Annotated in this window: 12 protein-coding genes and 1 rRNA gene; 10 read left to right on the plus strand and 3 right to left on the minus strand. The window is 25.8% G+C overall.

Annotated features, from left to right (window positions below):
- Position 1: 1 nt before the first annotated feature.
- Together EXC38_RS00135 and EXC38_RS03445 are read right to left on the minus strand one after the other, a co-directional pair.
- Positions 2-763 carry a hypothetical protein gene (locus tag EXC38_RS00135; RefSeq protein WP_129694397.1) on the minus strand — a complete coding sequence of 254 codons (762 nt, stop codon included), beginning with the start codon at positions 761-763 and terminating at the stop codon, positions 2-4.
- Between the two features lie 79 nt (positions 764-842).
- The gene (locus EXC38_RS03445; RefSeq protein ID WP_165056838.1) at positions 843-986 is read right to left on the minus strand and encodes a hypothetical protein; all 144 of its coding nucleotides are present in this window, start codon (positions 984-986) and stop codon (positions 843-845) included.
- Here EXC38_RS03445 and EXC38_RS00140 point away from each other — a divergent pair.
- The 7 genes from EXC38_RS00140 to recO all read left to right on the plus strand — a co-directional run bounded on the left by EXC38_RS00140 (position 985) and on the right by recO (position 9,016).
- The gene (locus EXC38_RS00140) at positions 985-3,165 is read left to right on the plus strand and encodes a HinT-interacting membrane complex protein P80 (RefSeq protein WP_129694398.1); all 2,181 of its coding nucleotides are present in this window, start codon (positions 985-987) and stop codon (positions 3,163-3,165) included. The two genes, EXC38_RS03445 and EXC38_RS00140, sit on opposite strands and share 2 nt — an antisense overlap.
- A gap of 1 nt (position 3,166) precedes the next feature.
- Positions 3,167-4,897: a HinT-interacting membrane complex lipoprotein P60 gene (locus tag EXC38_RS00145; RefSeq protein WP_129694399.1), complete on the plus strand. Its 1,731-nt coding sequence runs from the start codon at positions 3,167-3,169 to the stop codon at positions 4,895-4,897.
- A gap of 8 nt (positions 4,898-4,905) precedes the next feature.
- Positions 4,906-5,229: a histidine triad protein HinT gene (hinT, locus tag EXC38_RS00150; protein ID WP_004416250.1), complete on the plus strand. Its 324-nt coding sequence runs from the start codon at positions 4,906-4,908 to the stop codon at positions 5,227-5,229.
- Positions 5,230-5,266: 37 nt separating this feature from the next.
- Complete coding sequence (lysS, locus tag EXC38_RS00155; protein WP_129694400.1) at positions 5,267-6,733, plus strand: lysine--tRNA ligase; 1,467 nt, start codon at positions 5,267-5,269, stop codon at positions 6,731-6,733.
- 84 nt (positions 6,734-6,817) lie between these two features.
- Positions 6,818-7,684: a DNA-binding protein WhiA gene (gene whiA / locus EXC38_RS00160; RefSeq protein ID WP_129694401.1), complete on the plus strand. Its 867-nt coding sequence runs from the start codon at positions 6,818-6,820 to the stop codon at positions 7,682-7,684.
- A gap of 520 nt (positions 7,685-8,204) precedes the next feature.
- A 5S ribosomal RNA gene (gene rrf, locus EXC38_RS00165) occupies positions 8,205-8,308 on the plus strand.
- A 42-nt stretch (positions 8,309-8,350) separates the two neighbouring features.
- Positions 8,351-9,016 carry a DNA repair protein RecO gene (gene recO / locus EXC38_RS00170; RefSeq protein WP_223213789.1) on the plus strand — a complete coding sequence of 222 codons (666 nt, stop codon included), beginning with the start codon at positions 8,351-8,353 and terminating at the stop codon, positions 9,014-9,016.
- 13 nt (positions 9,017-9,029) lie between these two features.
- Here the strand turns inward: recO and EXC38_RS00175 are convergent, their stop codons facing one another.
- Positions 9,030-10,853, minus strand: a complete 1,824-nt coding sequence (locus tag EXC38_RS00175) for a ribonuclease J (RefSeq protein ID WP_129694403.1) — start codon at positions 10,851-10,853, stop codon at positions 9,030-9,032.
- Positions 10,854-10,973: 120 nt separating this feature from the next.
- Here EXC38_RS00175 and EXC38_RS00180 point away from each other — a divergent pair, with 120 nt between their 5' ends.
- The 3 genes from EXC38_RS00180 (at position 10,974) to argF (ending at position 13,177) form a co-directional block, all read left to right on the plus strand.
- Entirely contained in the window at positions 10,974-11,372 is a 399-nt protein-coding gene (locus tag EXC38_RS00180) for a hypothetical protein (protein ID WP_129694404.1), read from the plus strand.
- 18 nt (positions 11,373-11,390) lie between these two features.
- Positions 11,391-11,849, plus strand: coding sequence for an MscL family protein (locus EXC38_RS00185; RefSeq protein ID WP_004416229.1), 459 nt, complete (start codon positions 11,391-11,393; stop codon positions 11,847-11,849).
- A gap of 284 nt (positions 11,850-12,133) precedes the next feature.
- Positions 12,134-13,177 carry an ornithine carbamoyltransferase gene (gene argF / locus EXC38_RS00190; RefSeq protein ID WP_060823450.1) on the plus strand — a complete coding sequence of 348 codons (1,044 nt, stop codon included), beginning with the start codon at positions 12,134-12,136 and terminating at the stop codon, positions 13,175-13,177.

The raw sequence follows: 13,177 nt of genomic DNA on the forward strand, positions 1-13,177 counted from the left end.
TTTATTCCATTTCTTTAAATTCTTCATGTTTAATTATTCCGGTACATGAAACAAAGTCATATTTTAAATCTAGGTTTCTAATTTTTTTTCATTCACTACCAAAAATATTTTTTAAGTAACTTTGATATTCATTTATAACATTAATTTTTAAACCATCTTTTTCAAAAATTCTTAAATTATAGTTTGTATTTGTAAGTCATTTTGTTAAAAAAACCTTATTAATTAAAGGTGAAGTTACAATAAAACCTTCATAATTATCGTCATGTAATTGATTGATAAAATCCTTATAATTTAAAGAACTTTTAAAGTTTTTTATAATTTTAGAAAGAAAGATTTTGTTTTTAATTTTAGGGATATTTGTGTAATTAATAGATGCAAAAAATTGGTGGTAGGAAATGCTTTTATTCTTATGTTTATAAAATTTTCTAATTTTTTCAATTGATGTGGGAATAATAAGGTTAATATCAATAAACGGACAATCTTCATATATGTTATTAATATTCTCAACAAATTTATTTTGTAATGAATAATAATCAGAATGTTTTACTGAGTCTAGAATCTTATTTGGATATAATTCTCTTAATTTTTCATATGATTCAAATGTCATAATAACTTCATAATGATCAGTTTTTTCTCAAAAATCAAGGTCATTAACTAAAGCCAATAAACTTTCATTATCAAGACTATATCATAAGCTATGTTTATTACAAATATCAATAAATTCCTTTAAAATTGCCAGTTTATTTTTAAAAATTTTAGTCATATATTAAATTATATAGAATCCAATAATTTTTTCTTATTTATCTAAAACTATAAGAAAATAATTTATTTTTCAACTTAATTTAAGCAATATTTTTACTAAATTTTTTGTTAAAGAAAATAAAGTTAAAAAGTGGTAAAATTTTTGTATTCTTATTTAATAAAATTAAATATGAATAATTAACAATTTTTTGAATGTTAGAAATAATTTTATGAAAGGCAAACATGTCAGAGAAAATTAAAAAAACTAAAACAACTGAACAAAAAGCTAAAAGAAGAAAAGTTCTTTGAGGTACTTTTTGAGCAACTGCTATTTCAGCCGCTTTAGCAGCTGGTATATCAATTCCATTAGTACAAGCATCAAAAGCGCTTCCATTACCAACTCCAATTTTAAAACCAGAAAGTTTAATCTTAACTATTACCTTACCAGACGGAACTAAGCAAGAAATTAAATATAAAGAACTTGATAAAGCACCATCTTTAACAAACAAGAATAAAAATATTTTCGATTCTATTGAAAAAAATATAGCTAAATACTTATATGAAAAAGAATATGAAGCTTCATTATGATATCAAGCTGTTTATAATGCAAACAAAGCAAAAGCAGATGAAAAGACATTTGCATTAGATTCAATTGATAAGGTTAAAGAAAAAATTCAAAAAGAATTAAATGATCTAAAGAAACAATATCAAAAACAATATGGACTGGAAAAGAAATGAGAAGAAAAATTCTTAGAAGCACTTTCTAGACCAGAATGAGGTTCATCTAAAAATGAAAGTCAAGCTTTAGAACATAAAGTTAATATTGAAATTAACAAACATGCTTACCGTAGATATAGAACTGAAGTTAATACAGATTGAACTTATAACGATTTAAAAAACGGAATAGTTGCTAATAAAGATGTTTACTATGAATACAATGGTAAAAAAGTGGAAATTGCTAAAAAAGGCGAAACTATTCGCTTAGATTTTGCTGTTGAAAACAAAAACTATGTTTTACCATCAGAAGATTCAATCGAATCACAAACAAACTCACAAGCATCAATTAAAATTCCTATGTTTGTAACTAAATCATTTGTTAAGGAATTTAAAAATCCAGAAAGATTTATAAAACCATGAATTGATAAAAAACAAGCAATTTTATCAGAATTTTCTTTATCAGCTCACCAAGATCAAACTGGTGCTGAAAAACCATGAATCGTTACAAAAGCGGAAATTATTAATTTACTAAAATTCTCATCATATGTTGAAAATGATAAACAAGTAAAAATTAAATTAGCAATTGATGGATTAAATGGTTTTAAAGGTTTTAGCACATTAATTAAGAATGGACAAATTTCTAACGAAGATGAAAGAACTGCTAAAAATGATCAAAGATTAATTGAATATTTATCAACAGATAAATCAAATGCATCTAAATTTGGGTCGAAAGGTTTTGTTAACTTAAAACAAGCTATTTCTTCTTCAGAGCCTTCTTCATACTTTACATTATTATCAATTTTATTAGGTGATGCCACTGCGAATAATAAAGGAATTTATAAATATAAAGAAAAAAATGATTTATTTACATTATTAAAAACTAAACTAATAAATGCTCTAAAACGTCTTGATGATTTTGCAAAATTAGAAGATAGTTTTAAAACAAAATTAGAAAACGCTTTGTCAGTAGAACCAGTTACAAAAGAAAAAACTGAAAATTACGTTGAAGAATTTGCCAAATATAATAGTGAAGTAGAAAAATTAATTAATAATTTAGAAGAAAAGACATTTAATAAAGTATTTGGTGATGTATTTAAAGAAGTATTTACAAACGGAAATCAAAACAGTAAAGTTGATGCAATTTACAAAGTTGGAGAAAACTTTGTTTCTGTAACACCTAAAGGAATTTTAATTCAAAACCTTCACAAATTTGAAACTGTTGAAGAGGTTCAAAAACTAATTGTTAAAGATTTAGCAATTAAATCAAAAGCAAATTACAAAAATACTTTTACAAGTGAATTATTTGATTTAGGATCAATTTTTTCTGATATTTTAAACTCTTCATATCAAATTGATGATTTATTATCACAAGAAACATTCAAAAACTATTTAAAAGAACAAAAATTTACACCAGTAGATTCTGATAAAGAAAAGAATTTTGATGATAATGATATTAATGGTGCACTAAGTTATATTAAAACACTAGAACAAACAAACAAGGCTTCTATCGTAAGTAAAAAATACAGTCAAATTAAAGAATTTATTAAAAAACAAATTACTGATAATTTAGTTAAAGATTTTTCTGTTGATGATAAAAATAAATTTAAGATTGAACCACATACAACTGATAACATTGTTGGTTATATCTTTAATATTATTGTTAAATATGTTTTAGATACTGAAATTCAAGGAACACAAGGAGAATAAGATGAATAAATTAACAAAAATAACATTAAGTTTATCACCCGCTACTGTAGCATTAACTCCTATTCTAGTTTCATGTAATAATTCAAGCAATAACGGAAATAGTGAAACTCCAGGATATCAATCAGGATTCTTAAAACAACAAACAACAAAAAATCAAATCATTTTATCAGTGGTTGATACTTACTTAGAAAAATTTTATGCTAATGATTTAACAAACATTCAAGGCGAAAATAAAATATTGTCAGCAATTAAAGACAAAGGAAATCAATTACATAAAGATTTGTATGATATTTTTAAATACTATGCAACTTTAAAATTAGAAGGTGATGCTCAAGTCTTTTGAAATATCAAGCACGAATTTATTAAGTTAAATATTGATACAACAAACTATAATCCAGCTCCAGAAAATTTACCAAGCGAAGATGAGTTTATTTTCTTAATGGAACACTCAAAATTCTTATCTTTAAACTATAGATTAGAATTAGAAAAATTATTAGTTTCAAAAATTTACTTATTAAAATCAAGACAAGAATTTAAAACTTTAGCAAATAATGAAAACGGATTAGATAAATACCAAGTAAGTTTAGCTGAAGATATGAAAAAAGATTCAACTACTAAACTTAAAAAAGATATTTATGCATCATTAGATTTTTCTGCTGATAACTTATATTTAATTAAATATTTAGTAGAAAATCCATTAATTCAAAAATGATCATTTACTGATAACAGAGATATGAATCTAAGAATTGGAAAAGCAAACGTTTCAACTTTTGCAGACTTTAATAACCTAGCTTCATATAACCCAACTAATGCACAACAATATGAATATAACCCAGTAGCTAAAAATAAAGAATATTTATTAAAAACCGGAACTTCAGAAGACTTTAAACTTGAAGATTTACGTGCTTTTAAAGGAATTAGTGCTAACTCTGAAAGTACAGGAGATTTAACAAACTCATTTTATGCTCTTAAAAAATTAGAATCACCAATTTTTGGATTTGTTGATCCAGCAACTAAAAAAGTTTTAGATCAAGACTACTTTAAGTTAGCTAAAATCTTAGCCCAAGAAAAAAAATTACCAAAAATGAAGGCCACAGCAGAGCTTAAAGCTAAACAAGGTGATGAAACTAAATTAAAATCACTTAATGCAAGAGATATTGAATTTGAAGGTTTAACAAGAGATAATACAAATGAAAAATTATTTACTAAAATAGTTACATTAGATTCTAAAAAATACACATTACAATTTGAACTTAAATCAGAAATAACATTTAGTGGCCAAATTTTAAGAGCCCCCATGAGACTAAGTGTTAAAGAATTAGGAGCAAGACACTTCTATGACTTTAGTAGCGAACTTCAATACACCAATAATGCCTTTGTAGATGAAACTGAAGGTAATGCATATAATTTAGACAAATACCCAACATTCATTGATATGGTTAAAAACAATACAATTGATGCTTCTTATGTTGTAAAAATTTCACCATTATTTATGAACAAACAAGTTAAAAACTTAAAAAATGGAAATGAAGAAAAGAAAGTATTAACTTTTGAAAATACTCCTTGAAAAGAAAATGATCAACAAAATATTCTTGCAAACTATCTTGCAACTTCAAAAGGAAATACATTATTTAGAGAAGCAAACAAATACATATTAGACAATTTAGGGTTTAAACTAACTGACCTAAACTCAATTGTTTTAGAATTATTTAAAGTGGAAGGATTAATTTAATAGAAATCATGGAAAAAGATACATTCCAGAGAATTATTGACCGTGAAATACCAGCTTCAATCATTTATGAAGATGCTGATGTTATCGCTTTTTTAGATATCGACCCAGAAGAAAAAGGGCATTTTTTAGTGGTTCCCAAAGAGTTTTCAGAAAACTTATATGATATTGAAGATGAAGATCTTACAAAATTAATTTTAAAAGCAAGAGAATTAGCAATTGAACAGACTGAAAAATTGAATGCCTCAGGTTTTAGATTAGTTGTAAATAATAATGAATCAGCCGGCCAAGCAATTTTTAGAACTCATGTTCATATTATTCCTTACTACGACTAAAATTCAAATTAAGATTTAAAAAAGGATTTTACATAATATGGAAAGAAAATATTCAGAACAAGAACAAATAAGAAGAAATAAAATTTCAAGTTTAGCTGAAAAAAATATTAGAGCATTCAATTCGACAATTAAACCAACAATTTCTTCAGTTGGAATTCAAGAATTATATGCAGATAAAACTAGAGAAGAAATTGACGCTGATAATAAGTTCGTTATTTTTAACGGAAGAGTAATTGCTCAACGTGGTCCATTTTTAGTATTACAAGACCGTGATGGAAGCATGCAAATTTATGTTGATAAAAAAACTTTAGATGAAGTTTCATCAGAAGTTTTAAAACAACTAGATTTAGGTGACATTATTAGTATTGAAGGGCTTGTTTCAAAAACCCACACAGAGGCTTTAATGGTTAAGGCATCAAAAATTACTTTATTAACTAAAGCCTTAAAACCATTACCAGATAAATATCATGGTTTAGTTGATCCTGAAGAAAGAAGAAGACACCGTTACGTTGATACTATTGTTAACGAAGAATCAAAAAATACTTTTATTTTAAGAACTAAAATTATTAAAGGTGTTAGAGAATTCTTTGATAATTTAGACTATCTAGAAGTTGATACCCCAGTTCTACAACCAATTTTAGGTGGTGCAGCTGCAAAACCATTTATAACATTTTATAATGCTTTAAATCGTAATTTCTATTTAAGAATCGCTACTGAATTACCATTAAAAAAATGTATCGTTGGTGGATTAGAAAGAGTTTACGAAATTGGACGTATTTTCAGAAACGAAGGCGTAGATAGTACACATAACCCAGAATTTACCTCAATTGAATTCTATGAAGCATATTCAGATATGTGGGGTATGATGGAAAGAACTGAAGGTGTATTTAAACATTTAACTAAGAAATTAAACATAGATAAAGTTAAATTTAATGGTTATGATATTGAATTTAAATATCCATTTGCAAGAATCAACATGGTTGATGCAGTTTCAAAAAAAATTGGTATTGATGTTCGTAAATTAAATGACCAAGAAGCAATTGAATTAGCTAAAAAACACGGAATTAAAACGGAAAAATACTATAAACTAGGTCACGTTATTAATGATTTATTCGAAAAATACATTGAAGAAACATTAATCCAACCAACATTTGTTTATGGTCACCCAATTGAAATTAGCCCACTTGCTTTTAAAGAATTAGACGATGAAAGATTTACCCAAAGAGCTGAGTTATTTATCGGAACAAAAGAATTTGCTAATATGTTTACTGAATTATCAGATCCTATTGATCAATTAGAAAGATTTAAAGCTCAATTAGATGAAAGAGAAAACGGTAATGAAGAAGCCAACGAAATTGATTGAGATTTCGTTAATGCTTTAGAATACGGTTTACCTCCAACAGGTGGTTGTGGTATCGGTATTGACCGTTTAATAATGCTTTTAACTCAAAACGACTCAATTAGAGATATTCTATTATTCCCACAACTAAAAGACGTTAAATAATAATTAAAATATGCTTTGCTAAAAGGCATATTTTTTTCTTTATTATCAATTTATTAATTTATGCTAAGATAATATAACTAAAATATGGAAAATAAGACATTTACACAAGAAATAAAAGAAGAGTTAATTAGTCGCCCACTTAAAAAACAAGATAAATTAAATTTGTTAAGTGGAATTTTTGCTACTTCAAAAAAAGAAGATCCATATTTTAAATTAATAATCAATAATAAAAGCATTTTTGATTTTATTAAAAATTTATTAGAACAACTTAATATTTCTTTTACTCAAGAACATAAAAATGATTTATTAATTGACATAACCACATTTAACAATCTAAAACCAAAATATGAAAGAGATTATTTTTCAGGAATATTTTTAGCCTCCGGTTCTATTTCTAACTTTGAAAGCCCATCAAACCATTTAGAATTAAAGTTTTATGATTTAGATAAAGCAATTGAATGTTTGACTACATTAAATAAATATAATTTGGAATTTAAATTACTTAAGAGACAAAATAAATTTTTGATTTATCTTAAAAAAATTGATCATATATGTGATTTCTTAAAAGCTATTGAGGCCATTAATTCTTATTATCAATTAGAAGAATATAAAATTGAAAGAGACTACTACAATAACATAAATAGAATAACTAATTTTGATATTTATAATCAACAAAGAATAGCTAATGCTAATACACTATTTTTAGAAAATTATGACTATATTATTAAAAATAAATTGACTAGCTTATTTACAAAAGAAGAATTAAAATTTTTTAAAATTAAAAAAGCAAATTTAGATAGTAGCTTAAGTGATTTAGTTAAATTGTTAGCAGAAAACCAAATTTTTAAATCTAGGTCTTCTTTAAATCATGCTTTGATTAAACTTAAGAATAAAGTTTTAAAATATCGTTCTAAACTATCTAAAAATGACAAAAAAAGTTGAGAAATATAGCGAAAGAGCTATATTTTGTTTTGATTTTTTTAAGTAATATAATAATTAAATTAAAACAAAAGATGCTTATATTTTAAAGTGTAAATAAAGTATAATAATTATTAATTAAAGAAAATCTTTTTACTTTATTAATGATGTATTTATTGAAAGTGTGTTTTTATGGATAATGAAATACAGAACAAAATCTTGAACTGATAATAAAACGCAATAGAAATCTAAAATTAGATGGTTATTAAGATTATCAATTAATTTTTCTTATTTTAACTTTAATTTCATTTTGAATTAATTTTTGATATCTTTATACAAAAAACTTTTTTAGAATTATCGATTATTTTACTGTTCATATTATAATTAATGTGTCCTTTTTGTAATGGATCTTTGTTATTATATGTATTTATACAAAGGACAAAAATATGGCGCCAGATTACTTACGTATACTGGAAACGCCATATTTTAATTTTTATTTATAAAAAAATTTTTAAAAATAAAACAAAAAAATTTTTTTCTGTATAATATTACATGTAGCAACCATAACGAAGGGGCCCACCTGATTCCATTCCGAACTCAGCAGTTAAGACCTTCTGTGCCGACAATACCGTAAGGGAAGATAGGTCGTTGCTTTTTTTTATTTCTTTTTGAGATTTAAAAAGTAAAATTATTATGGTTATGGAAGAAAGAGAATATGAAACACTTGGAATAATTCTAAATATTAAAAATTTTGCTGAAAAAGATGCCGTAGTAAAGGTTTTATTGCCTAGTGGAATTAAATTTTTATTTGCTAAAGGAATTCAAAAAGTAGAATCTAAAAATAGAAGAAATCTACCAATTTTAGGTTTAGTAAATTTAGAAATAATTAAACCTAGAATTATTGATCATATTTCTACACTTAAAAGGGCAACCTTAGTTTCTTATTTTCCGATTAATCCTACTTTACAAAATATCTATGAAAAAACTTTATTCTTTTTAAATAGAATTAATAACAAAGACCTTGAAATATTTATTAATAGGTATAATATTTTTTTAAATAATGTTGAAATAAAACCAAACCATAGTTTTAGCTTTATATTATTATGTTTACTTGAAGTTTTTGGATTTAAACCAAATTTTGAACATTGCGTTGAATGTAAAAATAAAGATAATATAATTGATTTTGAATTTTATAAAGGAGGCTTTCTTTGTTTAGAACACTCCAAAAATACAAAAGGAATTAACTTTCTACAAGCTTTATATTGACTAAATAAAAACTTTGATTATTTTAAGAATAATATAAGTGAAGAAGAAAGCGTTAAAATTAATTTATTAATAATTGAGTGACTAAGTTCATTAATATAAAAATCTGCTAATTTTAAGCAGATTTTTCGTTATCTTTTTTGTTATTTTTCTTTATTTTTGCTTTTCTTTTCTCAGCAACCTCTTTTTGAACCTTGGCTACCTTTATTTTTTGCTTGACAGATTTAGTTTTTTTACTTTCCTCTTCATTTTTCGTATTTTTTTCTTCAGCTTGATCTGTTAGTAAAATAGTTGGAATAATAACAACGTTTCTTCGCTTATTTTTATAAAAGAAAGGATCTAAACGGTCTATTATCAATTGTTTAATTTTAGGTATTGTTCAGTCTTTTTCATTTTTAATTGTGTATAGGATTGCACCATGAACAAGTCTTTTTGCTTCTTCAATTAATTGTAAAGAATTTTTAACAAAGAAAGCTCCACGAGAAACTATTCTTGGTTTACCTAAAATTAAATTTTTTTCTTTATTTATAGCAATGATAACATGAACAAATCCATTTTGTCCTAGTTCCATTCTTTCTTTCATAATTTGTGAGTTAGTTTTTGAAAGAATATTTCCATCAATAAAAACTGGACCAAAGTATACTTTCTCATCTGATAATGAAATCTTATGATTTTCTAAGTAATAAACTTCACCTAATTTTGCAATAATGATATTGTTTGGTTTAACCCCGCTTTCAACAGCAGTATAACCATGAACAACACTCATTCTAAATTCACCATGATATGGCATAAAGTATTTAGGTTTAGTTAATTCGAAAATTTTACGATGTTCGTCTTTATAAGCGTGTCCTGATGTATGTAAATATCCATCAACACCATTTTCTCTAATAATTGCTCCTAATTTATATAAACGATTAACTAGTAATTCACATTTTGATCTGTTTCCTGGAATAGGACTAGAAGAAAAAATAACAGTATCTTTTGGTTTTATTGAAACATTAGGGTGTTTATCGTAAGACATTTTAGCTAAACCGGCCATTTCTTCACCTTGTGAACCAGTAGTTAAAATCAATAGCTCATTATCATTGTATTTTGAAAGTTGTTTTTTATCTATAAATACTTCATCAGGAGCATTTATATAACCTAATCTTCTACCAATGTCAATATTGTCAATCATTGAACGACCAAAAGCAATAACCTTCTTTCCTAAAGAAGCGCCTAATTCAATTATTGCTTTAATTCTTGTTAAGTTAGAAGCAAAAGCTGTGACAATAATTTTTTTCTCAGCTTCTAACATATATTTTTTGATGTCTTTTAGAATATCACTTTCTGAAGGAGAGTGGTTAGGACGCATAGCGTTAGTTGAATCTGAAAATAATACGTCTAAACCTTCTTCCCCAATTTTCTTTAATTTTGAAAAATCAGTTAAGTTTCCAATTGGAGTGTAATCAAATCTAAAATCTCCTGTCATCATTAAACTACCATTCGGTGTTTTAACTCTAACACCAAAGGCATCAGGAATTGAATGTTGTGCAGTTCATCAATCAACTGAACACTCGCCAAACTTTACAACTAAATCTTTATTGATTTCAATAAATTCAACATTAGTTTTTATTTTCATATCTGAAAATTTTAATTTTAAATATTGAATTGCTATTCTTGGCGCAAAAATTTTCTTGATATCAACTTGTTGAACTAAATAAGGAACTCCCCCGATATGATCTTCATGGCCATGAGTGATAAAAAGACCTTCAATTTTATGCTGATTTTCGGTTAAGTATGTAAAGTCAGGAATAGATCCATTAATTCCGGTAACAAAGCTATCACAAAACTTAATTCCAGTATCAATAATAAAAATTTGTTGGTCATACTCAATGATTAAAGTACTTTTACCTATTTCCTGCATCCCGCCTAAACCAAAAATTTTTGTTGGTTTCATAAAAATCCTCCGATAATTTATTATTTTTTTAAAAAGAATAAGATTATATTTTAAATATTTTAACAAATATTATAATTATAGTTATATATAAATTAACAAAAAACAAGAAAAGGATTTTAAATGACAAAAGAAAGATCATTATCACTTGCTAATCTAATTATTAAATTCTTCTTAGTAATTGTTTTAGCAATTAGTTTTTATTTTCTATATAGGGGACTTGAAAAAATAATGCAAGATAATTCTCGTGATTATGCAAATGACGGAATTCAAGTTTTATTAGAAGACATTAAAAAAACATTTGAAAAAAATTCTATTTGAGGAATACTTTTAATAGTAGGATCAGCAGTAAGATTTTTAACTTATGTTATTGACGTTGTTATTTTATCGATAGCTAGCTGAAAACAACAAACATTTGGAAAGATTATTTTATTTATTACCACTATTTTCCCAATATTATGAGTTATTTCTTGAATTGGAAACATTGGTATTATTGCTAAAAAAAGAACAATAGAAAATTAGTACAAAAGGATTATAAAAATGACTAAAAAAGAATTAGAAGAAAAAAGAAAATATTTTAAAAAATCATTTAAAGATGCAAACTCTGTTTTAAAACGTGGCAACATTTTTATGTTAGCTATTGGACTTTTATTAGGGGCATCTTTTGGTGCTGTTGTATCTTCTTTAGCAAAAGATATTATTATGGCAGCCATTACTTCTTTATTTGATGTTCAAGAAGTTAAGCAAATTAAAGTTGGTAATATTCTTTTAGGAGAATTTTTAGCCGCTTTAATTCAATTTATTATCGTATCAGCATTTATTTTTATAACTTTATTTGTATTCTATTTAATTAAAAATTCAATTGAGTATCACAAGGCTAAAAAATTGCCAATTGAAGAAGAAAAAGAAGAAAAAGTTGTTTTAACAACCGAAGAACTTATTTTAGAAGAACTTAAGAAAATCAATAAAGAATTATCTAAAAATAATCAAGAAAACTAAAACAAATGGAAAAAAATTATTTTTTTTAAAATAAAGAAAAATTAAAAAACATTAATTACTCAAGAAAAGTTAACAGTTATAATTGTTGACTTTTTTATAATATTTTTTTGTCAAAATATTAATTTATTTTATAAAAATAAATAAAGTAGCCAAAAAACTAAAAAAGATAAAAAAATGTTATAATTTCAACGTGTTTTATTTAATAAATTAAAAACACTAAAAATTAAAAGTCTATCTAAAAAAATAAAAAAACATATAAACAAATATACTAGGAGATTTATTATATGCCAATGAATTTAAAAGGTCGTAGTTTAGATACAGCTCTAAACTTCACAACCGAAGAAATTAACTATCTTTTAGATCTTTCTTGAGAATTAAAGAAAGCTAAAATGCAAGGATTACATGTTAACAACCGTCCTCTAACAGGATCAAATATTGTTATTATGTTCCAAAAAGACTCAACTAGAACACGTTGTGCTTTCGAAGTTGCTGCTGCTGATTTAGGAGCAAGCTGTACATACATCGGACCTACAGGATCAAACTTTGGTAAAAAAGAATCAGTTGAAGATACAGCTATGGTTTTAGGTCAAATGTACGACGGTATTGAATTCCGTGGATTCAAACAATCAGATGTTGAAGCTTTAGCTAAATACTCAGGTGTTCCAGTATGAAACGGTTTAACCGATGCTGAACACCCAACACAAATGTTAGCTGACTACTTAACATTTAAAGAATTTGTTGGTGACCTAAGAGGAAAGAAAATTGTTTTCGCAGGTGACATTAAAAACAACGTTGCTCGTTCATTAATGATCGGTGCTGCATTCTTTGGTGTACACATTGTTATGTGTGGTCCAAAAGCACAATGAGAAATTGTTAAAAATGGTCCAGACCATAAAGCAGTTTACGAAGCAGTTCAAAAACTATTTGAACGTAATGGTGGATCAGTTTCATTCTCAGACAACAAATTAGAAGCTGCTAAAGATGCAGATGCTATCTACACAGACGTTTGAGTATCATTAGGTGAACCATTTGAATTATTTGAACCTCGTATTCAAGAATTAGGTGCTTTCCAAGTTGACATGGCTATGATGAAAGCAGCAAAAGAAAGCGTTATTTTCTTACACTGCTTACCAGCATTCCACGATGACAAAACTTTATTCTCAGCTGAAATTAAAGAAAAACTTGGTGCAAAATACCCAGTTGTTGCAACAGGTGCTATGGAAGTTACTGACGAAGTATTCCAATCAAAATACAACAAATCAATTCAACAAGCTGGAAACCGTATGCACACAATTAAAGCAGTTATTCTAGCTACAATAGGATACTAA

Origin of the sequence: Mycoplasmopsis arginini (assembly GCF_900660725.1) — a bacterium.
Lineage (GTDB): Bacteria > Bacillota_I > Bacilli_A > Mycoplasmatales > Metamycoplasmataceae > Metamycoplasma > Metamycoplasma arginini.